Source organism: Cetobacterium somerae, assembly GCF_022430525.1.
Classification (GTDB): Bacteria; Fusobacteriota; Fusobacteriia; order Fusobacteriales; family Fusobacteriaceae; genus Cetobacterium_A.
This window is the reverse complement of record NZ_CP092519.1, coordinates 1,572,798-1,596,531: the sequence shown is the minus strand read 5'-3', so window position 1 is coordinate 1,596,531 and position 23,734 is coordinate 1,572,798. Positions and strand designations below refer to the sequence as shown.

Genomic DNA, 23,734 nt, shown 5'->3' with positions numbered 1-23,734 from the left:
ATATTTATCATTATATAATTTAAAACAAAATTAAAAGTAACGGGAGGAAAAGTGTTAAGTGTTATAATTCCAGCTTATAATGTTGAAAAATATATTGAACGATGTATAAACTCTGTTTTAAATCAATATTTAAAAAATATTGAAATTATAGTTATAGATGATGGATCAAAAGATAAAACATCAGATATTTGTTTAAAAATGTCTGAAAATAATAAGAGTATAATATATAAAAAAGTTCAAAATAGTGGGTGTAGTGCTGCTAGAAATTTAGGGATTTCAATGGCCAAAGGAAAATATATAGCTTTTTTAGATTCTGATGATTGGGTGGATTCAGATATGTATGTAAACATGGTAGAAGAAGCTGAAAAACATCAAGCAGATATTGTAATATGTGGATTTAAAAAACTAGATGAAAATAAAAATCTTCTTTCAACAGTTAAAATTCCTAAAAGAAGTACTAAAAATGATTATATAGATTGTACTACAGAGTGGTTCGCATCACCATGTAATAAAATTTATAAAAAAGATTTATTAGAAAAAAATAATATTAGATTTTTATTAAATATCTATACTGGAGAAGATATGTTTTTTAATTTTATGAGTTTTTTTTATAGTGAAAATATAATTTCTGTAGATAAACCTTTTTATAATTATTTTATGAATCAAAATTCAGTTTCAAATAATTATAAAAATAGAACAGATATTTATATTGTTCTAAGAGAATTAATCTCTTTTTATAAAAGAAACGAGGCATACGAGGAAAATATAAATAAAGTTAGGGAATGCTTTAAATATCATGGTATAATGTATCCCTTTGATGTACTTCAAAAATTAAGTGAAAATAAAGTTGAAAATTGGAAAAGGTTTTATATAAAGATAAAAGAAGAAATAGATAGTTTAAAAGAAATTGAAACTATAGATATAAAAACATATTATTACTATAGAATTTTTAGATTAAAAATGATGTGGCTTAAGAAGTTAAAAAAAATGTTAACAATAAAATAGGGTGAGGGACAGTGAAAAAAATATTAATAAAGGCATATGCACAATTAAATTTAGGAGATGATCTTTTTATAAAAATGCTTTGTGAAAGATATAAAGATACAGAGTTTTATCTTTTTGCTACTCCTGAATATGAAAATTTAAAGGGGATTGAAACAAATAATTTAAAGATTTTATATAATAACACTTTTGCAAAAAAGATATTATTTCGTTTAGGAAGAAAATTTGGAGTATCTAATATATTGGAAGATTTAAAAGCGAAAGAGTTGGATGGTGTTGTTAATATAGGAGGATCAATTTTTATAGAAAATGATTTTTCAAAAGAGGACTTTAAAATAAGAGAAAGAAATTTGGAATTTGGAAAAAACTATTTTATTTTAGGAGCAAATTTTGGTCCTTATAAAAGTGAAGTATTTAAAAGCATGTATCATGATTTTTTCAAAAAATGTAAGGATGTATGTTTTAGAGAAAGATATTCATATGAGCTTTTTAAAGATTTAGAAAATGTAAGATTTGGAAAGGATATAGTTTTTAGTCTAAAGCAAGATGCTGTAGCAAAAGAAGATTATGTTTTATTTTCTATAATTTTGCCATCAGCAAGGTCAGGTTTTTCTGGAATAGAGTCAGAATATTTTAATAGATTGAAAACATTAACTTTAGATATTATAAAAAGTGGAAAAAAAGTTAAATTTATGTCATTTTGTCAAGGTGAAAAAGACGAAGAAGCTATAAAAAAATTATTAAATATGATACCAAATGAGCAACATAAACATATTTCTAAATATTTTTATAGAGGAGATATGAATGAAGCATTGGAAATATTAAATAAAGCTGATAGTATTGTAGCTACAAGATTTCATGCAATGATATTAGGATTTGTTCTTAAAAAACCTGTATTTCCAATAGCGTATAGCAAAAAAATGACAAATGTTTTAGAAGATTTAGAGTTTAAGCAAAATTATGCTTCTTTAGAAAATTTACAAGGTTTAAATTTTGAAAAATTTAAAGAGAATGAGGCACTATCTCCAAACACACTTATAAGAGCAGCTCAGGATGGAGAGAGACATTTTTTAAAATTAGATGATTTTTTAAGCGAATAGAGGTTGATATGGCTAGAAATGAACTAAAAATAGGAACAGCTCTTTCAATGATGACAATAATTATAAGTTCAGTTATTCAGATTTTATATACGCCTTTATATATGAAGTATTTAGGACCAGGAGATTACGGAATAAACTCATTGGTTCAGTCAATAATGGGATATATATCTATTTTGAACTTAGGATTAGGGAATACAATGCTAAGATATACAACAAGATACAGAGCTGAAGGGAAAATAGAGGAAGAAAAATCTTTAAATGGAATGTTTTTAGTAATTTTTTCTATTTTAATGACGATAGCTTTTATTATAGGAGTATACATTTATATAAATATTGGGAAATTTTTTGGAGAGAGATTTACTTTGGTAGAACTTGAAAAAACAAAAGCGGTATTTATAATATTAGCCTTAAATGTAATTATATCATTTCCAATGGGTATTTTTTCTACTAATATAACATCTAGAGAAAAGTTTATATACCAAAGAGGAGTAAAACTTATAACAATTATACTAAATCCTATTGTTGGAGCAATGTTAATGATAAATGGTTTTGGTTTAATAGCAGTAACTATTTCAACTGTATGTTTTGCAATACTATCTTATTTCTTTGATATGATTTATGCCTTTAAATTAGGAATGAAAATAAAAATTTCTAAATTTAATAATGATATTTTAAAAGAGATATTTGTTTACTCATTTTTTATTTTTTTAAATGTATTAATCGATCAAATTTATTGGGGAACGGATAGAGTTATAATAGGAAAGTATGTTGGAGTTCAAGGAATTGCAATATACTCTGTTGGAGCAATATTTAATACTCTTTATATGGGGTTTGCATCAGCTGTTTCAGGTGTTTTATTTCCAAGAATAAATAGGTTAATAGTAGAAGAAAAGCACCAAGAAGTAGATGATATGTTCTTAAAAATTGGAAGATTACAATATATTCTTTTAGGATTAATTTCTTCAGGCTTTATATTATTTGGAAAAGATTTTATAACTTTGTGGGTTGGAAAAGAATATATTGAAGCGTATAATATAGCGTTATGGATAATGATACCATTAACAGTTCCCTTAATTCAAAGTACTGGTGTAAGTATAATGCAGGCTAAAAATATGCATCAATTTAGATCAATAGTTTATTTTATAATAGCTATTTTAAATTTAGTTCTTAGTATTATTTTTGTAAAAAAAGTTGGAGCAATAGGATGTGCAATAGCTACGGGAATTTCTTTTATTTTAGGACAAATAATAGTTATGAATATATATTATAAAGTTTCAGTAGGATTAGATATAGTTAAATTTTGGAAAAATATTATAAAAATGTCAATACCAATAGGAATAGTAATGATATTTGGATATATTTTAAATTACTATTTAATAGAAATTAATTATTTAAATTTCTTGATAAAGATAGGACTTTATGCAACATCTTATGGAATATTACTTTGGTTTATAGGATTAAATGATTATGAAAAATCCCAAGTTTATATATGGAAAAAGTAAAAAAGTGATGTAATTAAACATCACTTTTTTTATTGGTAATATATTCCTCTGTTAAAAAATGGATTCCTAAAAATAAAATATACCATCCAAAAACAACATAAACAGCTTTATCAGTTAGTAAAGGTAATACAATGATTAAAGAACCAAATAGGAAATGTAAAAGCCCTTTTACAATAACTAAGATTTTTACTTTAGCTTTTGTATTCTCCCAAGATGTAAGTTTATTATCTCTACCTAAAATTAAAATTAAACCCTTTAGACAAAGAAGTCCACCAATATAACTTGTAAAAAATAATTGACTAGTAAAAGTGTTTAAAAGAATGATAGCTACAGATATAAGCTCGATTATTCCCTCACCTAGAACAAGTCCCCAATGGAAGTATGGACTTTTTCGATTTGTCATTGAATAGAAAACATGATATATACCATTTAAAAATAAAACAGTACTTAAAATATACTCTATATTTTGATTGAAAAATCCCATATTGCTAATTCCAAGAGCTCCTATTAAAATGTAAAAAATTCCCAATGTTAAGAAAAATGATTTAAATTTTATTGCCATTATAAATTCTCTCCTTATAAAGAATAGTTATTGATTGAATTATATCAGAGTTTAGAAAACACTTCAATTAAAAAAAACTTCACATAAATGCGATAGATTGATATAATATTAAAAAAGTTTTTTTAGGAGGGACAGATGTTTTCAAAAAATATACAAAATTTAAAAACATCTCCAGTGAGAGAGTTAATACCATATTCAAAAAAGGCTAAGGATGCTGGTGTAGATATAATACATTTAAATATAGGTCAACCAGATTTAGAAACTCCAAAGGAGTTCTTTGAAGCAATAGAGAATTTTGGAGAGAGAACAATAGCTTATTCGGACTCATCAGGGAGAAAAGAGTTAATAGACTCAATAAAAAAATATTATAATAATTTAGGAATAAATTATGAAAATGATGAAATATTAATAACTGCCGGTGGAAGTGAAGCATTATTGTTTACATTAATGACACTTTTTAATGCAGATGAAGAAGTTTTAATTCCTGAACCATATTATGCAAACTATAACAGTTTTTTTGCTATGTTAGGAATTAAAGTTGTGGGAATTCCTACAAAATTTGAGGAAAACTTCAAGCTTCCAGAAAAAAGTGTAATTGAAAATTTAATTACAGAGAAAACAAAAGCGATAATGTTTTCAAATCCAGGAAATCCTACAGGATCAGTTTACTCAAAGGACGAACTTTTAATGTTAAATGAAATTTCAAAAGATAGAAATCTATTTTTAATAAGTGATGAAGTTTATAGAGAATTTATTTACGATGGTAAAGATACAGTTAGTTGTGGAACTTTTGCAGATAATTTAGATAGAATAATACTTATAGATTCTATTTCAAAAAGATTTTCGACATGTGGTGCAAGAGTTGGAACAATATTAAATAAAAATAAAGAGTTTATGTCTTATATTTTAAAGTTATGTCAATCAAGATTATCAATATCAACTCTTGATATGGTTGGAGCAGAAGCATTATATAGATGTATGGGTAAAGATTACTACGAAGCTGTTAATAAAAAATATATGGAAAGAAGAGATTTTCTATATGAAGGATTAAATAAAATAGATGGAGTAGTATTAAATAAACCAGAAGGAGCATTTTATTGTATAGTTGAGCTTCCTGTAAAAGATGCAACAGATTTTTCTAAGTGGTTATTAGGAGAGTTTTCATATGACAATTCAACAGTTATGCTAGCACCAGCAAAAGGGTTCTATCAAAATGAAGAGTTAGGATTGAATAAAATTAGAATATCGTATGCTTTAGAATTAGATAGATTGGAAAAAGCGATAAAAATAATAGATTTAGGATTGAAAAAATATAATAATAAATAAAAAAACGCTAGAGTTCTAGCGTTTTATTTTTTTAATAGAAGTTCTCTAAATTCTTTAGCAGTCATTCGATTACTTTTAATCTCTTTTTCTATTTTGGTAGGTGCAGCTACTTTGGGAGTATATAAAGAATTAGTAAGAGAATTAATATGTGTAATAGCTACAGCAATAGCATCAGCAGCATCGTCAGGTTTAGGAATCTCTTCTAATTTTAAGATTTTTTGAACCATAAGTTGTACTTGTTTTTTATCTGCTTTACCATAACCAGTAATACCCATTTTAACTTGAAGTGGTGTATAACTTTCTATTTGCAAATTATTTTTTTTTCCAGCTAGGATTATAACGCCTCTAGCTTGTCCAACACTAATAACTGTTTTATTATTTTTAAAAAAGAAAAGTTCCTCAACCGCCATGAATTGTGGAGCATAAAAATCTATAATCTCTTCAAGTTCGTTGAAAATTTGTAAAAGTCTATCTTCCATAGGAAGATTTTTGTCTGTGAAAACACATCCGTATTTTATTAAATTAATTTTATTTTCTTTATAATCTACAATTGAATATCCAACGATTGCAGTACCTGGGTCAATCCCTAAAATTCTCAAAAAAATCACCTCTAAAATAGTTTAACATGAGATAAGAAAAAAAACTAGGAGATGTATATAAGTTCAAAAATTATGGTATAATAGAAAACATAAAAAGATAGCATAATAGGAGAGTATATATGATTTTAAAAAGAGCTATGGCAGCACAAATAATAGAAGAGTTAAAGATGCAAAATAAAAAAGTAGTTTTTACAAATGGGTGTTTTGACATTCTACATGTAGGACATTTAACATATTTAAATGAGGCTAAAAGACAAGGGGATATACTTGTTGTTGGAGTAAATTCAGATGCATCTGTAAAAAGATTAAAAGGTGAAAGTAGACCAATTAATAGTGAAGTAGATAGAGCTGAAATGCTTTGTGGTTTAAAAGCTGTAGATTATACAGTTATATTTGAAGAAGATACTCCTTGTGAGTTATTAGATGAATTAAAACCTTCAATTCATGTAAAAGGAGGAGATTATACAAAAGATGATCTTCCAGAAACAAAAATTGTAGAGAAAAATGGTGGAGAAGTTAGAATTTTAGGGTTTGTAGAAGGGAAGTCTACAACGAACATAGTTAATAAGATACAAGGGTAGGTGAATTATGAAAAAAATATTAACATTTGATGAAATCAATATATTAGCTAAAAAACTAGCAGATTATGTTTCGCCAAATACAGTGGTAGCTCTAATAGGTGATTTAGGAACAGGGAAAACAACGTTTACAAAAACTTTTGCAAAAGCTTTTGGAATAATGGACAATTTGAAAAGTCCTACATTTAATTACGTTTTAGAGTACTTGGATGGAAGATTACCTCTTTATCATTTTGATGTGTATAGATTAGGAAGTCCAGAAGAGATTTATGAAATTGGTTATGAAGATTACATAAATAATGATGGAGTAGCGCTTATAGAGTGGGCAAATATAATTGAAAGTGAGTTGCCTAAAAAATATATAAAGATAGAGTTTGAATATGCTTTAGATAAAGAAGAGCAAGAGGTTAGAAGTGTTAGTTTAGAGTATATAGGAGATAAAGTAAAAGAGGAGGAGATGTTAAAATATGTTGATTTTAGCAATTGATACATCTACAAATATAGGAACAGTAGCTATTTATGATAATAAAAAAGGCGTTGTTGGAGAAATAACTTTAAATGTAAAGCAAAATCACTCAGCAATAACAATGACAACAATAGATACATTATTTAATTTAACTGGGATAGATAAAAAAGAGATTGATAAAATTGCTGTAAGTACAGGGCCAGGTTCATTTACTGGAATAAGAATTGGAGTAGGGTTAGCTAAAGGATTAGCATATGCTTTAAAAAAGCCAATTGCTGGAATAAATGAACTGGATTTACTTGCTAATACATATAATGGTGATAAAAAAGTTATAGCAATGTTAGATGCAAGAAAGGAAAGAGTATTCTCTGGAGTATATAAAAAAAAGAATGATGCCTTTATGTTAGATGGAGAATATATGGCTGAAGAACTAGAGAATATATTAAATATTGTGGATGAAGAAACTGTATTTGTTGGAGATGGAGCATCTGCATACGAAGATATAATAAGAGAAAAACTAGGAGATAAATGTATATTTATTAAAAAATCTTTAAATATATCTAGAGCTTCTTTACTAGCTGAATTAGCTGAAAATAAAGAGGATAATTTATTTACTCTTGAGCCATACTATGTAACAAAATCTCAAGCTGAAAGAGAAAAAGAAGGTAAATAAATATCGAGGTGGGCTTATGAACTCTTTTAAATTGAAAGATGGAATCTATTGGATTGGAGCATTAAATCCAGATCTGAAAGTGTTTGATGTGATTATGGAGACTCAATTTGGGACGACGTATAACTCTTATTTAGTTAAGGGTGATAAAAAAATAGCAGTTTTCGAAACTGTAAAAGAAAATAAATTCCAAGAGTTTTTAGAAAGATTAAAAACATGTTTAGATGACATCAGTAAAATTGATTATATTGTATTAAACCATACAGAACCAGATCATTCAGGATCTGTTGGAAAATTATTAGATTTAGCACCAAATGCTAAAGTTGTTGGATCAAAAAATACAATTGAGTTTTTAAGAGGTATACTAAACAAAGATTTTCCTCATATAATTGTAGGACAAGATGACACTATCTCTTTAGGAAATAAAACGTTGAAATTTATATCAGCACCATTTTTACATTGGCCAGATTCAATGTATACTTACATAGAAGAGGATAAATATCTAGTGACATGTGATTCATTTGGGTCTCATTTTAGTTTTGATGGTATATTGTTGTCAAAAGTTCCAGTTGAAAGACATAAAGATTATATGGTTGCTTTAAGATACTATTATATGTGTATATTTTCACCTTTTAGAAAATATATGTTAGAAGGAATTGAAAAAATTAAAGATTTAAAGATTGATGCAATACTTCCAGGGCATGGTCCTGTTTTAGATATTGATATCGATAAAATGATACAAACATATAAAAATTGGTCAACAGTAAAAAATCCAAATGAATTTAAAAGTATTATAATCCCATATGCAACAGCTTATGGATATACAAGAGAGCTAGCTCAAGAAATTGAAAAAGGAATAAAAGATTACAATTCTACTATAGAAGTAAAAAGTTATGATTTAAATATAGATAACTTTGGAAAATTAGAAGGTGAGATTTTAAGAGAATTTCAATGGGCAGATGGGATACTATTTGGGAGTTGTACTATAAACGGAGATACATTGCCAGTTATTTGGAATCTTTTAACATCGTTAAATCCGATTGTTCATGGCGGAAAATATGTATCAGCTTTTGGAAGCTATGGATGGAGTGGAGAAGCTGTTCCTAATATAATTTCTAGATTAAAAGAACTTAGAATGCATGTTATAGATGGGATGAAAGTTAATTTTAGAGCATCTAGAAAAGATTTAGATACAGCATTTGAATTTGGAAAAGAGTTTGCAAAGCATATGTGTTTGAAAACACTCCCAGAAAAGGTGGTGGATACAGTTATGGAGAATTTAAATCCAGATAGAAAATTAATGAGATGGACATGTAGTGTTTGTGGAGAATCATATGTTCAAATTGATCCCCCAGAGGTTTGCCCAGCATGTGGAGTTGGAAGAGAATTCTTTGTGCCATCGCCACTAGATAAAAAAATTGAAAAAAGTGATGCTGAAGAAAAAATAGTTATAATAGGTGGAGGAGTTGCAGCTTTATCCACTGCTCAAGTAATTAGAGAAAGAAATGACAAAGCTAAGATAGTTATTTTATCTAAAGAGAAAGAGTATCCATATTATAGAACATTATTGTCTGAAATGATTGGAGAAAATATTTCAAGAGAAAAATTCTTAGTAAAACCAGAAGAGTGGTATAGAGATAAAAAAATTGAAATCTCTTTGAAAAAAACAGTGGAAGATATAGATTCTAAAAATAAAATTATTAAAACAGAAGATGGACAAGAAGTATCATACGATAAACTTGTTATAGCTACAGGAGCAAGAGCTATGGTCCCAAGCATTGGTAACTCTCATTTAGAAGGAATATTTACTGTTAGAAATAAAGAGGATGTAGATGCAATTAAAAACTATTGCATTGGAAAGAAAAAAGCTGTTGTAATAGGTGGAGGAGTTTTAGGATTGGAATCAGCATGTGGACTTCAGAAATTAGGATTAGAAGTTTCTGTTGTTGAGATGATGCAAAGAATGCTTCCAAGACAACTTGATGAAGAGGGATCAAAAATATTTGAAACATGTATTAATAAAAGTGATATAAAACTTTATAAAAACTCTAAAGCAGAAAAATTTGATGGAACTCAAAAAGTAGAGGGAATTCATTTAGATAGTGGAGAAGTAATCGAAGCAGATATTGTTATAATTAGTTCAGGAATAATTCCTAATAAAGAGTTAGCCGAAAAAGCAGGTATTGCTATTAATAGAGGAATAATTGTTAATGAAAAAATGGAAACTTCTGTAAAAGATATCTATGCTTGTGGAGATGTTGCTGAATACAAGGGAAATGTAATTGGATTATGGCAAATATCTTCAGACCAAGGAAAAGTAGCAGGACTTAATTCTATTGGAATTGACGAAAAATATGAAGATAAAATACAACCAGTTACTTTTGAAGGAATGGGAACAAAAATATTCTCAGCAGGTGGTGTTTTAGAAACTCAAGATTCTATTTGTGAAAGAGATTATGATGATTTAATCTATAAAAAATTGAACTTTAAAAATAACGAATTATCATCTGGAATATTAATTGGAGATATAGAAAAAGGTATAGTTATAATTAAAGGATTAAAAGATAAAGAAAAAAAAGGAAATCTATTAAAAAAGTTCTATAAATAGGTAGTAAATTAAAATTGACAAAAATAGTTGTCTATGTTAAAGTACAAATATATTTAAAGGAATATTTTCCATATTAAGGAGGAAAAAATGGGAAAGGTTTTAAGTTTAAATAATTCAAATTTTAAAGGTGAAGTTATTGAATCAAAAGGATTAGTATTAGTTGATTTCTGGGCTGATTGGTGTGGGCCTTGCAAAATGTTAGCGCCAATTTTAGAAGAGCTTTCAGGAGAAACTGAAGCAAAAATCTGTAAGGTAAATGTAGATGAAAGTGGAGACTTAGCAGGAGATTACGGAATTAGAAGTATTCCAACAATGATTATATTCAAAGATGGAGTTAAAGTTGATCAAATAGTTGGGTTAAGACAAAAATCAGAGCTTTTAGAAAAATTGAATTCTTATTAAAATAATAAATAAAAAGGTTGCTACTGGCAACCTTTTTTGTTTTATGGTATAATTAAAATTAACATAAAATGGGAAAATGGGAGGGCCAATGAAAAGTAAAATCTATTTAATTTTAGCTTTAATGGTTGTTGCTATAACCAGTTTAAAAGCACAAACAGAAAAGATTGATGATTTACAAAATGAAGTTGAGATAGACTTGAATTCAGATACGATGACTTCGACAGATGGAGTAAATGTAAGATATGGATCTTTAAAGTTAAAAGCTTTTGAAGTTAAAGTTGACAGAGAAAAAAATAGAGCTTATATTCCAGGAGAGTTTTATCTAGAAGCAGATGAGCCTACAGGAAAATTGAGAATGGACTCACTAAATGGAGAGTTTGATACAGAGGGGAAAACTGGAAGTTTTGGTAAAAGTTTTGGATATCTTGAAGTTGGTCAAGTAACTGGTGCAGAAAAGCCAAATGATAGAATATATTTTGGTGGAAATAAAACAGAGTACCTAAATGGAAAAACCTATTTAAGAGACGCATGGTTTACAACAGACCCTAAAATTCTTGAGAATAGAAACCCAAATGAAGTTGGTTATCATCTACAATCTGATACAATAGTAATTGAACCAGATAAACAAGTAACCTTTAGAAATACAAATCTTTTCATAGGAGATACAGATGTAATCCCATTTTCATTACCTTGGTATAGATTTAATATAAGACAAGGGTCAGAAGTTCCTTTATTTCCAAGTTGGGGAAATGACGATGATTACGGATGGTTTATTACATCAGGAGTTTTATGGGGAGATAAAGATAGTAAATTTAAAGGTGGTATAGCACCGAAATTTGGAGATAGAATAGGACTTTTAATAGGTAGAATGGAAAATTGGTATGATTTTGGAACCTATGGAAAAGGACAATTAAATATCAACGATTGGTTAATAGATAAAAAAGCCGATGGAAATGATGTAGAAAGAAACTTTAATAGATGGGACTTTAATTATAATCATAACTATTCTGGTGAATATGGATTCTTTAATTTAAATTATAAGAATGCAACATATAATATGATTCCTACTTTAGATGATTCAATAGATAAGTATTTTTATGGGACAGGAAATCAAGGAAGACCAGGTAATACATGGAAATATATCGATGGTATACCAGACCGTGGTGGAAGCTTAGGATTCTATACTTTAAATACAGAGTTAACAAATTTAGGAGAAGATAAAGATATTAGTATTAAAGCTGATGTAAATCTTGTTTCTGATAAAAAAGTATACGGAGTAATAGTAGCAGATCAACTAGATGATATGGATTATGGATCATCAGCAGATTATGATTTAACAAGTGATGTATCTATAAAAAAAGAAAATGATAGATATTCAGTAGGAGCATATTATAACTATCTTTATGATATGGATCCAGGATCTACAAAACAAGATTTACAATCAAGAGCTGAAAACTTTGGATTTAATTTCAATGATAAAGTAAATAAGATTAATATATCTTATGATGATAAAACAGGAAATAAATTTAGAGAGTTAAACTCTTGGGAAAGAGATCCAAATTTTAGTAAATTAGATAATCAAGGTTTTTATGGAATAAAGTTTGATTATACTCCATGGACTGTAGAGCAATATAGTATATATGACAGTAAGGATTTGAAGACCTCTTTAGGTGAGTATCATCTATATAAAGATGTATTTTATAAAGTTGGTTATGATTATACTGAGTTTGAACATAAACTAAACTTAGAAAATGATCCGTTTAGAAGAACTGCTTTATTTGATGGAATTACAAAAACTAACAACTATAGGGATTTACAATATAATAGATACGAAAATATTATTTATAATAAAACATCTGAGAATAGAGCTTACGTAGACTTTATGTATGATTCATTGAAGTTAACAATAGCTGGCGGTAATACAAAAGAGGAGATATGGGATAGAGAAGGGATTTATCACTATGGTGATATAAATAATCCTTGGGATAGAAGCGCATATAGAATATATGTAAATAACTCGAATTTCTATGAAGTAGGTTTATCTGACGAAAAACTATCGCTATCAAGGCTTGGAAATCTAGAAGTGTATGGAAATGTAAGATTTGATCAGTATGATAAAGGTTATGATAATTTAGCTGATAAAGAGATATCAACAGATGATAGTTCAACTAGATATAGAGCTGGATTTACTCATGATATAACTATATTTGATAATAGTGAAAACAAAGAGAGAAAAACAGATTTATCTTTATTAAATAGATTAACTTATATGTTCCAAGAGTATTCTTATAACTCAGATTCAAAAATTACTAAAGATGTAAGAATGGCTCAAAAGGATAATATCCAACAAGTTACAGATACTGTTACATTTGATTTAGGAAATACTCAAACTATATACAAAGTTGATTATAAAGAGATAAAAAGAGCTAGTAATGATAATAAAAAAGGTGAAATGTTAAATCAAAATTTAGATTTCTTAATTGATGATAAAAATAGTTTTGGTTTAGAATATGGTTCAGATAAAAGATTTACAGATTATAATAAAAAAGATGAAAATCATAATGATTTGACTTTTGAGAATTATGGTGCTAATTATAGATACGCAAATAACTATTTCTATTATAAAAATCGTAGAATAGATTCGAGTATTTGGGAAATAGAGAATGTAAATAATGCTGAAGAAAAAATTAGAGAAGATGTATATGGTTATACTTATGATTTTGGAAAAAACAAGTTGAATCTTGAGTATATTCAAGGTAAAGATGAAAGAGATGAGTTAGGAGCAAAAGTAATTAATACTAAAAATAAAACTTATTCAGTTTCATATTTAGTAGGAGGAGATGTAGAGCATTTATATAGAGCTAGTTATGAAGATTATAAAAATGCGGGTGAATGGAATCCTACATTGAGTAGATATAACTCAGATATAGTTTATTTAGCTTATACTTATAAAGATAAGAGATTTACAGATGCAGAATTAGTTTCATATGCATCTTCAGAGTATAATAAAACTCCAGATCAATTATCCCAAGTTGAAATAGACAGAATTAGACAAGTTCTTGAAGATAGAGAAAACTCTAGAGCTAGAACGTTTAATTTAAATAGAATAATTGATGATAGAACATATTTTGGAGATTATAAAAGAGGATTCCATGCTTCTTTAATGATGCAAAGAAATGATAAGAGATATGAAATGACTGGAGATTATTTAAAGTCACTAGAAGAGTTAGAAGGAAGATTATTCTATTCATATAATAGAATAGGATTAGGTTATATTTATAATCAAAAATCTAATTATACAAATTATGGAGTATCAGATGAGAAAAAATTAGATTGGAGAGATTCAGAAAGAGAGCATGAGTTCAGTTTAAATGCTAAAGTTGGAAAACCAAGTGAAGGTTGGAGAACAAAAGCATATGTTAAATTCTATGATCAACTTGGAGGACAAGGTGATAATGGAAGAAGTACTTTTGATGGATTTGGTGTTGAGATAGGAAAAGAGTTTGGATACTATGAATGGGCAGTGGCTTATGAAAGAGATTACTCATATAGAACTAAAGACTATGAATGGAGTATGGCTATCCAATTTAAACTATTAACATTCCCAACAAGTAACATATTCGGATTAGGTGCAACAACTGATCAAAATAAAAAGACAACTCCAGATACATACCTATTTAACGGAATTAAAATAGATGATCTAGAGGATTAATATATTTATAGAAGAAAAGGAGAAAAACATGAAAGTAATATTACCAAGTGGAGATATAAAAGAGTTTGAAAACAGTGTAAATATGTTTGAAGTTGCAAAGTCAATTAGTAATTCTTTAGCTAAAAAAGCTGTTGGAGCAAAAGTAGATGGAAAGGAAGTTGATATGAGCTATATACTAGATAGAGATGCTCATGTTGAAATAATAACTCCTGAAACTGAAGAGGGAGAAGAGATAATAAAGCACTCAACTGCTCACTTATTGGCACAAGCGGTTATTAGACTTTTCCCAGGAACTAAAGTGGCAATAGGTCCAGCAATAGAGAATGGATTCTATTATGACTTTGATCCTGAAAATCAATTTACAGATGAAGATTTAGAAAGAATCGAAGCTGAAATGAAGAAAATTACAAAAGAGAATATAAAAGTTGAAAGAATTGAGATGACTAGAGATGAAGCTATAGAACATTTTAAAAATCTTGGTGAAACTTATAAAGTAGAAATTATTGAAAGCATTCCAGCTAATGAGATGTTAACATTTTATAAACAGGGAGATTTCATTGATTTATGTAGAGGACCACACGTACCTTCAACATCATATTTAAAAGCTTTTAAATTAAAATCAGTGGCTGGAGCTTATTGGAGAGGAGATTCTAATAACAAAATGTTACAAAGAATCTATGGGTTTGCATTTGCAACTGAGCCTCAATTAAAAGCACATCTAAAGTTTTTAGAAGAAGCTGAGAAAAGAGATCATAGAAAGTTAGGAAGAGAGCTAGAGTTATTCTTTACAAGTGATTTTGGACCAGGATTCCCATTCTTCTTACCAAACGGAATGAAGATGAGAAATGTTTTAACAGATTTATGGAGAAGAGAGCATGAAAAAGCTGGATACGAGATGATTCAAACTCCAATAATGCTAAATAAAGAGTTATGGGAAACTTCAGGACACTGGATGAATTATAGAGAAAATATGTATACATCAGAAATTGATGAGACAGAATTTGCTATAAAACCAATGAACTGTCCAGGTGGAGTTTTAGTATATAAGCATGGAATGCACTCGTATAAAGATTTACCAATAAGAGCAGGAGAGCTAGGAATTGTTCATAGACATGAGTTTTCAGGAGCTCTTCATGGATTAATGAGAGTAAGAAACTTTACTCAAGATGATGCTCACATCTTTATGACTCCTGAGCAAATAGAAGATGAAATTATAGGAGTAGTAAATTTAATAGATAAGTTCTATAGAGGATTATTTGGATTTGAGTATGCAATTGAGTTATCAACAAGACCTGAAAAAGCTATTGGATCTCAAGAGATTTGGGATAAAGCAGAATCTGCATTAGAGGGAGCTTTAAAGAGACTTGGAAGAGATTATAAATTAAATCCAGGAGATGGAGCATTCTACGGACCAAAATTAGACTTTAAAATTAAGGATGCAATAGGAAGAACTTGGCAGTGTGGAACTATTCAACTAGACTTTAACTTACCAGAGAGATTTGATATCTCTTATGTTGGAGAAGATGGAGAAAAGCATAGACCAGTAATGATTCATAGAGTTGTTTATGGATCTTTAGAAAGATTTATGGGAATCTTAATAGAGCATTATGCAGGAGCATTCCCAACTTGGTTAGCACCTTGTCAGGTTAAAGTATTAACTATAAATGATGAAGTTGCTCCTTATGCACAAGAAGTTGTAGATATGTTAAAAGAAGCTGGAATAAGAGCAGAGATAGATACAAGAGCAGAATCTATTGGATATAAAATTAGAGAAGCTAATGGAAGATATAAAGTGCCAGTTCAATTAATAATTGGAAAAAATGAAGTAGAAAATAGAGAAGTAAATGTAAGAAGATTTGGTTCTCAAAATCAAGAATCTATGTCATTAGAAAACTTTATAGATATGATAAAAGAGGAAGCAGCACCAAAATTTAACAACTAGTATTTTAGAGACTGTATTTTAATTAGTACAGTCTCTTTTTTAATCTTATAGAATTGATTTTATTTTAAAACTATGATAGAATTAAGAGTAAAATAAATATAAATCCATAATTTATATGGTAGATGTTCGGAAACCTCCATCTTAAAAAAACTAGGCTTAAAATATTAAAATATAAGGGAGAGTTGTACCCTTTTTTTAAATTTGAGCAGGAGTTTCCTGCTCTTTTTTTATTTAAAAATAAAATTAGGAGAAGAAAATGGGAATTAGATATAGTAAAATAGAAAATAAAAATAAAAGAGAGATAGTCTTATTAAAAAGTTTTCCATGTAAATATGGAAAATGTAAATTTTGTAATTATATAGAGGATAATTCAACTGATGAATTAGAAATAGATAAAGTTAATTTAGAAACTTTACAAGAGGTGACAGGAGAATTTGGAGCTTTAGAAGTGATAAATTCAGGTTCAGTATTTGAGTTACCTATAAAAACATTAGAAAGAATTAGAGAAGTTGTTTACAATAAAAATATAAAATTATTATATTTTGAGATTTATTATGGATATAAAAATAGATTAGACGAAATTAGAGAATTTTTCAAAGGTGTAGATATAAGATTTAGAATGGGAATGGAGACATTTGATAATAATTTTAGAATAAACTCATATGGAAAAAACTTTAAAATAGATACACCAGAAATAGAAGAGTTAAGTAAAAAATTATATTCAGTGTGTCTTTTAATTTGTGTAAAAGGTCAAACAAAAGAGATGATAAAAAAAGATATTGAACTTGGCTTGAAGTATTTTAAAAGCATAACTGTAAATATATTTATAAATAATGGAACTGAAGTTGAAAGAGATGAAGAGCTTGTAAAGTGGTTTGTAGAAAATTATAATCAACTACAAGAAGATCCAAGAGTAGAACTGTTAATTGATAATAAAGATTTAGGAGTTTTTGAACAATAATTTTAAAAAGGAGATAATTATGAGAAATGAAATTTTATGGATAATAATGCTTTTTGTTAATTTTTTTAGCATAATTTTTATATATAAAAAATTTGGAAAGCTAGGACTTTTTATATGGGTTCCAATTAGTAGTATATTAGCAAATATCCAGGTTGTACTTTTAGTAAATCTTTTTGGATTTGAAACAACTTTAGGAAATATAATGTACGCAGGTGGATTTTTAGTGACAGATATTTTATCTGAAAATTATGGTGAAGAAGAAGCAAAAAGTGCTGTTAAATTGGGGTTTGTAAGTATGATTGTAACAGCAGTAATAATGAAGTTAGCAGTATCTTTTGTTCCAAGTACAGTTCAAGCAGGCGCGGAAAATTTTAAAAGTCTAAAAATGATATTTGATTTTATGCCTAGAATACTTTTTGCAGGATTAGTAGCTTATGGCGTTTCACAAAGGCATGATGTTTGGGCTTATAAGTTTTGGAAAAATAGATTTCCAGCTAAGAAACATATATGGATAAGAAATAATTTTAGTACTTTAGTAAGCCAATTAATAGATAATCTAATTTTTACAACAATCGCTTTTGCAGGGGTTTATCCCGTTGAAGTTTTAGTGGAGATATTTTTAGTAACTTATGTTATGAAAGTTATTGTAGCTACAATGGATACACCTTTTGTTTATTTAGCTAGTTACTTAAAAGAAAATAAAAGTGTAACAGAAAAGATAATTATCTAGTGTTGAGGATTCTCAACACTTTTTTTATTTCAAAATAGTATTGAAAAAAAAGGATATCTATACTAAAATAAGTAAAATAACTAAAAATGTTTATAGGAGGAGTTATGAAAGTAGTAGTAGCTATAGATTCGTTTAAAGGAAGTTTAAGCTCTTTTGAACTTGGACAAGCAATAGAAGTTGGGGTAAAAAGAGTATATCCAGAAGCTGAAGTAATAAAAGTACCAATTGCTGATGGGGGAGAGGGAACAGTAGCTTCTTTAGTTGAAGGAACGAAAGGAAAATTTGTAACAGTAACAGTAAATAATCCTCTTATGGAAAAAATTGAAGCTAGATATGGAATAATGGGAGATGGAAAAACTGCTGTAATTGAAATGGCAGAAGCATCAGGACTGCCATTAATACCAGTGGAAAAAAGAAATCCTATGAAGACAACTACTTATGGGACAGGAGAGTTAATAAAAGATGCAATATTAAAGGGATGTCGTGAATTTATAGTTGGAATAGGTGGAAGTGCTACAAATGATGCTGGACTTGGTATGTTACAAGCTTTAGGTTACAAATTTTTAGATGAAAATAAAAAAGAATTAGGATTTGGAGGAGAAATCTTATCTAAAGTAAGATACATAGATTCAACAAAGAGTTTACCTGAATTAAAAGATTGTAGATTTTTAGTGGCATGTGATGTTGATAATCCGTTCTATGGTCCAAAAGGAGCTGCAGAAATTTATTCAAGACAAAAGGGTGCCACTGAAGATATGGTTAAAGAGCTAGATAAGGGATTAAAAGATTTAGCAGAGATAATAAAGAAAGAACTGAATGTAGATGTTTCTAATCTTTCAGGAGCTGGAGCAGCTGGTGGATTAGGAGGAGGTTTAGTAGCTTTCTTAAATGGTAAATTATCACCGGGAATAGATATGATATTAGAAAAAGTAGGTTTAGAAAAAGAATTGAAAAATGCTGATTTTGTTATAACAGGAGAGGGGAGATTAGATCATCAAACAGCTATGGGAAAAGCACCAGTGGGAGTTGCAAAAATAGCTAAAAAATTTGATATTCCTGTAATAGCTTTAGCAGGAGGATTAACAGATGATGCAGTACAAACTCACGAAAAAGGAATAGATAGTTTCTTCTCAATAATAAATTATCCAATAACTTTAGAGGAAGCTATGAAAAAAGAGACGGCTGAAAAGTTTGTAAAAGGAAATACTGAAGAAATATTTAGATTGATAAAAGTTTGTGAGAAAAAATACTCAAAATAAAATAGGAGGCAAGAAATGACAGCATTTGGAGCAGTATTGGGATTAATAATAGCTATAATATTGATAATGAGAAAAGCTAATCCAGCTTATAGTTTAATTTTAGGTGCTATAATAGGAGGATTGGCGGGAGGAGTATCTCTTCCAGAAACAGTAAATTTAATGGTTAGTGGAGTAAAGGATGTAACACCAGCAATAGTTAGAATTTTAACAGCGGGAATCTTAGCAGGAATACTAATAAAAACAGAAGCAGCTACAAAAATAGCTGAAACAATAATAGATACTTTAGGAGAAAAGAGAGCAATATTTGCGTTAGCTTTATCAGCACTTATTTTAACAGCAATAGGAGTATTTATAGATGTAGCAGTAATAACTGTATCACCAATAGCTTTAGCTATAGCAAAAAGATTAAAAATATCTAAAATGGCAATGTTATGTGCAATGATAGGTGGAGGAAAATCTGGAAATATAATATCACCAAATCCAAATACAATAGCAGCTGCGGAAAATTTTGGAGCACCTCTTCCATCAGTTATGTGGGTAAATATAATTCCAGCAATAGTTGGATTATTTGCAACAATTTTAATAGCTAAATTTTTAGTTGAAAAGGGTGAAAAAGTTTTAGAAAGTGAAATTGAACAGAGTAGTGGAGAAAATTTACCAAGTTTTTTTGGAAGCATAATAGGTCCAATTGTAACTATAAGTTTACTGGCTTTAAGACCAATAGCAGGAATCAATATAGATCCTTTAATAGCATTACCAGTTGGTGGACTAGTTGGAATTGTAGCGATGGGTAAAACTTCAAAATTAAAAGAGTCTATGGAATATGGGTTACAAAAGATGTCAGGAGTAGCCATTCTTTTAATAGGAACTGGAACAGTTGCTGGAATAATAAAAAACTCAACATTAAAAGATGTTATACTATCAGTTTTAGGAAAAGCAAATATTAGTGAACAATTGATAGCACCAATAGCAGGAGCATTAATGTCTGGAGCAACAGCATCAACAACAGCTGGAGCAACAATAGCATCAGCAACATTTTCAGGAGTAATATTAGTAGCTGGAGTAAGTGCTGTTTGGGGAGCTGCTATGGTAAACTCGGGAGCTACAGTTTTAGATCATCTACCACATGGATCATTTTTCCATAGTACAGGTGGAGCTAGTAATACAAAATTAGAAGAAAGATTAAAATTAATTCCTTATGAATCAGCAATAGGATTTATATTAGCTCTTTCTACTTTTGTAACATATTTAGTAATAGGATAAAAAAAGATGCTGAAAAATTTTTCAGCATCTTTTTTATATAATAATATCTTCTCTTTTAATCTCTTTAACTTCACCAGGAACCATTCCATCAAGAGTTAGATTACCAAACTTTACTCTCTTAAGGTAGATAACTTTATTTTTAACAGCTTTTAACATTTTTTTAACTTGGTGATACTTTCCTTCTGTGATAGTCAAATGAATACTTTTAGCATTTAAATACTCTACTTTACCTGGAAGTGCAGTATAGTTAGTATCTAGAACTACACCCTGCTCTAATGCAATGATATCCTCGTGGGAAATTTCTTTATCTAGTTCAACATAGTATGTTTTTTCCATATTTCTATCTGGATGAGCCATAGCGTGACTTAAATCACCATCACTTGTAAATAATAAAAGCCCCTCAGTATCACGATCAAGTCGTCCTACAGGGAAAACAGAATTTTTATCAATATATTCAGGTAAAAGTTCAGCAACAGTTTTTTTATTTTCATCTTCCATGGCAGTTATATATCCTGCTGTTTTGTACATAATATAGTATTTTAGCTGTTTTTTTTCTGGAATTATTCCATCAAAAGTAATAATATCTTCTCCCCATTCAACATCAGTAGCATCGTTAACTTCAATATTTCCATTAACAGTAACTCTTCCTTGAGCAATTGCAGTTTTAATTTTTTTTCTACTAGCAACGCCACATTGAACTAAATATTTTTCTAATCTCAAATTTAAACCTCACAAAATTTATTTTACATAAGATGTTAACATATTTTTGATAAATTTGCAAAATAGACTATTTTTTTCAAACAAATTATGTTAATTTATAGGTGGGTTAAATAATTTTAAGTAAATTTTGGGAGGAAAAATGAGTTTTTTAGTAGAGAAGTTTTTACAATATGTTAAAATTGATACGACATCAGATTCAAAAAGTCAATCGTGTCCAAGTAGTGAGATTCAATGGAATTTAGCTAAGATTATAGTTAAAGATTTAGAAGAGATTGGTTTAGTAGATATATCATTAGATGAAAATGGATATATTATGGGGACACTACCATCAAATACACAAAAAGATATTCCAACAATAGGATTTATAGCGCATATGGATACAGCACCATCATTTAATGGTAAAGATATAAAGCCAAGAATTATAGATAACTATGATGGTAATGATATTATACTAAATAGTGATTTAAATATATCAATGACAGTAAAAGATTTTCCAGAATTAAAAAAATATGTAAATCAAAAATTAATTGTAACAGATGGAACAACGCTTTTAGGAGCAGATGATAAAGCTGGTATAGTTGAAATAATGACAGCATTAAAATATTTAAAAGAGAATCCAACTATTGAGCATGGAGAAATTAAAATAGGAATAACTCCTGATGAAGAGATAGGAAGAGGTGCCAATCTATTTGATGTAGAAAAGTTTGGAGCAAAGTTTGCTTATACAATTGATGGAGGAGAAGTTGGAGAATTAGAGTTTGAAAACTTCAATGCTGCATCGGCAAATATAGTAATCAAAGGAAGAGATATTCATCCGGGAGCTTCAAAAAATAAGATGATAAATGCGATGTTATTAGCAATGAAACTAAATGATATGTTGCCAGCTAATGAAAGACCTGAATATACAGAAGGGTATGAAGGATTCTTTTTATTAACTAACTTCAAAGGAACAATAGAAACAACAGAGATAGATTACATAATAAGAGATCATTCAAAAGAGAAGTTCTTAGAAAAGAAGGAACTAATTGAAAATGCTGTAAAATATCTTCAAGGAAAATATAAAGATGCAGAGATAATTTTAACATTAAAAGATAGCTATTACAATATGAGAGAGATGATAGAACCAGTTTATCATATCGTAGATTTAGCTAAAAATGCAATGATAGAAGTTGGGGTAAAACCAATAATAAAGCCAATTAGAGGTGGAACTGACGGAGCAAGACTATCATTTAAAGGACTACCTTGTCCAAATATATTCACAGGTGGGCACAACTTTCATGGTAAATTTGAATTTATTCCAATAGAATCAATGGAACAATCAGTAAAAGTAATATTAAAAATTGTTGAAATTTTATCTAGATAAATATCTGTTTTGGAGGTAAAAATGAAAACATATCATTTTATAATTAAGGGTGAAGTTCAAGGAGTAGGTTATAGAATAACAGCATATTTAAATGCAACAAGACTTGGAATTACTGGCAGTGTAAAAAACTTATCAAATGATAATGTAGAAGTTTTTGCTCAGGGAGATGAAAAAGTAATAGATAATTTTAAAAAATATTTAAAGATAGGTTCTTCTATGAGTCACGTTAGTGAAATAGATGAAGATATATTGGATAAATCAGAATTTAAAGATTTTCAAATTATATATTAATGGCGGTAGAAACTACCGCCATTTTTTTAGTTATTGTTTATTTAAAAGATTATTTAAAAGCATTGCTAAATCAGCAGCGTTACATTCAACAACGTGAGCAGTAATTACTTCGTTATCTTCATTTTTTATATTTACAAAAACTCTGTCATTTATTAAAAGAATTTCTGTGACAACGCCTTCAGCAATTTTATATGTACCTGTAGCTTTAGAAATAGCAAAAATTTCGAAACCTTCTGCTACAATATCTATTGAATCTAATTGCTGTTTCTTTAAAAAATCTTTTGCTAACTCTTCTGATTGTACATAAAAATTTTCTAAAATATCCACGTATTTATTTTTTTTTATTAATTTATCAACTAAAACAGCCAAAGAAAATGGATGATAGATTTCTTCTACACTGTATGGAGACGGAATTTGTTCCTTGTTCTTAAGAAAAATTTCAACTCCAGTTTCTCCATCTTTTATGGTTTCAATAATAGGTGTTTTACTATCATCTAAGTAATCTATAACGTCTATTTCTAAATTTCCAACAGATAATTTTTTAGTTTTTTCTTTTTTCATTAATATTTCGAATTCATCTTCAATTTTTTCATAAAAATTAACGATAAAATCATTAAAAAAATTTTCATACATAAATTAATCACCACCAATATTTTTTAACATATTATAACATAAAAT

At 28.5% G+C, this 23,734-nt stretch carries 21 protein-coding genes; 17 read left to right on the top strand and 4 right to left on the bottom strand.

Features of this window, described 5'->3' with window-relative positions; translation table 11 throughout:
* Positions 1-51: 51 nt before the first annotated feature.
* From MKD34_RS07325 to MKD34_RS07315, 3 genes are read left to right on the top strand one after another with little or no spacing between them, the layout of a single operon-like run.
* Positions 52-1,005 carry a glycosyltransferase family 2 protein gene (locus MKD34_RS07325; RefSeq protein ID WP_240218896.1) on the top strand — a complete coding sequence of 318 codons (954 nt, stop codon included), beginning with the start codon at positions 52-54 and terminating at the stop codon, positions 1,003-1,005.
* Between the two features lie 11 nt (positions 1,006-1,016).
* Entirely contained in the window at positions 1,017-2,102 is a 1,086-nt protein-coding gene (locus MKD34_RS07320; RefSeq protein WP_240218895.1) for a polysaccharide pyruvyl transferase family protein, read from the top strand.
* An 8-nt stretch (positions 2,103-2,110) separates the two neighbouring features.
* A complete protein-coding gene (locus tag MKD34_RS07315) occupies positions 2,111-3,604 on the top strand; it encodes a lipopolysaccharide biosynthesis protein (RefSeq protein WP_240218894.1) in 1,494 nt (497 codons plus the stop codon).
* 13 nt (positions 3,605-3,617) lie between these two features.
* Here MKD34_RS07315 and MKD34_RS07310 read toward each other — a convergent pair whose 3' ends face one another.
* Positions 3,618-4,166 (bottom strand): DUF308 domain-containing protein, encoded by a 549-nt coding sequence (locus tag MKD34_RS07310; protein WP_185891075.1) that lies wholly within the window; start codon positions 4,164-4,166, stop codon positions 3,618-3,620.
* Between the two features lie 135 nt (positions 4,167-4,301).
* Here MKD34_RS07310 and MKD34_RS07305 point away from each other — a divergent pair, with 135 nt between their 5' ends.
* Positions 4,302-5,492, top strand: coding sequence for a pyridoxal phosphate-dependent aminotransferase (locus tag MKD34_RS07305; RefSeq protein WP_240218893.1), 1,191 nt, complete (start codon positions 4,302-4,304; stop codon positions 5,490-5,492).
* A gap of 23 nt (positions 5,493-5,515) precedes the next feature.
* Here MKD34_RS07305 and ruvC read toward each other — a convergent pair whose 3' ends face one another.
* On the bottom strand, positions 5,516-6,091 hold the full coding sequence (ruvC, locus tag MKD34_RS07300) for a crossover junction endodeoxyribonuclease RuvC (protein WP_240218892.1): 576 nt from the start codon (positions 6,089-6,091) through the stop codon (positions 5,516-5,518).
* A 119-nt stretch (positions 6,092-6,210) separates the two neighbouring features.
* Between ruvC and rfaE2 the strand changes: the two genes are divergently transcribed.
* The 11 genes from rfaE2 (at position 6,211) to MKD34_RS07245 (ending at position 20,682) form a co-directional block, all read left to right on the top strand.
* Positions 6,211-6,672, top strand: coding sequence for a D-glycero-beta-D-manno-heptose 1-phosphate adenylyltransferase (gene rfaE2 / locus MKD34_RS07295; RefSeq protein ID WP_023051533.1), 462 nt, complete (start codon positions 6,211-6,213; stop codon positions 6,670-6,672).
* Between the two features lie 7 nt (positions 6,673-6,679).
* Complete coding sequence (tsaE, locus tag MKD34_RS07290) at positions 6,680-7,156, top strand: tRNA (adenosine(37)-N6)-threonylcarbamoyltransferase complex ATPase subunit type 1 TsaE (RefSeq protein ID WP_240218891.1); 477 nt, start codon at positions 6,680-6,682, stop codon at positions 7,154-7,156.
* Positions 7,137-7,808, top strand: a complete 672-nt coding sequence (tsaB, locus tag MKD34_RS07285; protein ID WP_185891081.1) for a tRNA (adenosine(37)-N6)-threonylcarbamoyltransferase complex dimerization subunit type 1 TsaB — start codon at positions 7,137-7,139, stop codon at positions 7,806-7,808. The genes tsaE and tsaB overlap by 20 nt, the downstream gene beginning before the upstream one ends.
* Before the next feature lie 16 nt (positions 7,809-7,824).
* Positions 7,825-10,413: an FAD-dependent oxidoreductase gene (locus MKD34_RS07280; RefSeq protein ID WP_240218890.1), complete on the top strand. Its 2,589-nt coding sequence runs from the start codon at positions 7,825-7,827 to the stop codon at positions 10,411-10,413.
* Between the two features lie 87 nt (positions 10,414-10,500).
* Positions 10,501-10,815: a thioredoxin gene (trxA, locus tag MKD34_RS07275; protein ID WP_023051537.1), complete on the top strand. Its 315-nt coding sequence runs from the start codon at positions 10,501-10,503 to the stop codon at positions 10,813-10,815.
* Positions 10,816-10,903: 88 nt separating this feature from the next.
* Entirely contained in the window at positions 10,904-14,527 is a 3,624-nt protein-coding gene (locus tag MKD34_RS07270) for an LPS-assembly protein LptD (protein WP_240218889.1), read from the top strand.
* Positions 14,528-14,555: 28 nt separating this feature from the next.
* The gene (gene thrS, locus MKD34_RS07265) at positions 14,556-16,469 is read left to right on the top strand and encodes a threonine--tRNA ligase (protein WP_240218888.1); all 1,914 of its coding nucleotides are present in this window, start codon (positions 14,556-14,558) and stop codon (positions 16,467-16,469) included.
* A 256-nt stretch (positions 16,470-16,725) separates the two neighbouring features.
* Positions 16,726-17,430 carry a radical SAM protein gene (locus MKD34_RS07260; protein WP_240218887.1) on the top strand — a complete coding sequence of 235 codons (705 nt, stop codon included), beginning with the start codon at positions 16,726-16,728 and terminating at the stop codon, positions 17,428-17,430.
* Between the two features lie 16 nt (positions 17,431-17,446).
* On the top strand, positions 17,447-18,160 hold the full coding sequence (locus MKD34_RS07255; RefSeq protein WP_407933864.1) for a queuosine precursor transporter: 714 nt from the start codon (positions 17,447-17,449) through the stop codon (positions 18,158-18,160).
* 104 nt (positions 18,161-18,264) lie between these two features.
* On the top strand, positions 18,265-19,419 hold the full coding sequence (locus MKD34_RS07250) for a glycerate kinase family protein (protein WP_240218885.1): 1,155 nt from the start codon (positions 18,265-18,267) through the stop codon (positions 19,417-19,419).
* 15 nt (positions 19,420-19,434) lie between these two features.
* Positions 19,435-20,682, top strand: a complete 1,248-nt coding sequence (locus MKD34_RS07245; RefSeq protein WP_240218884.1) for a GntP family permease — start codon at positions 19,435-19,437, stop codon at positions 20,680-20,682.
* A 33-nt stretch (positions 20,683-20,715) separates the two neighbouring features.
* On the opposite strand, the gene MKD34_RS07240 is transcribed toward MKD34_RS07245, so the two are convergent.
* Positions 20,716-21,402: a pseudouridine synthase gene (locus tag MKD34_RS07240; RefSeq protein ID WP_240218883.1), complete on the bottom strand. Its 687-nt coding sequence runs from the start codon at positions 21,400-21,402 to the stop codon at positions 20,716-20,718.
* A gap of 139 nt (positions 21,403-21,541) precedes the next feature.
* Here MKD34_RS07240 and pepT point away from each other — a divergent pair, with 139 nt between their 5' ends.
* The gene (gene pepT / locus MKD34_RS07235; RefSeq protein ID WP_240218882.1) at positions 21,542-22,765 is read left to right on the top strand and encodes a peptidase T; all 1,224 of its coding nucleotides are present in this window, start codon (positions 21,542-21,544) and stop codon (positions 22,763-22,765) included.
* A 21-nt stretch (positions 22,766-22,786) separates the two neighbouring features.
* Positions 22,787-23,056: an acylphosphatase gene (locus tag MKD34_RS07230; protein WP_240218881.1), complete on the top strand. Its 270-nt coding sequence runs from the start codon at positions 22,787-22,789 to the stop codon at positions 23,054-23,056.
* Positions 23,057-23,086: 30 nt separating this feature from the next.
* On the opposite strand, the gene MKD34_RS07225 is transcribed toward MKD34_RS07230, so the two are convergent.
* Positions 23,087-23,689 (bottom strand): hypothetical protein, encoded by a 603-nt coding sequence (locus tag MKD34_RS07225; RefSeq protein WP_240218880.1) that lies wholly within the window; start codon positions 23,687-23,689, stop codon positions 23,087-23,089.
* Between the last annotated feature and the right edge of the window lie 45 nt (positions 23,690-23,734).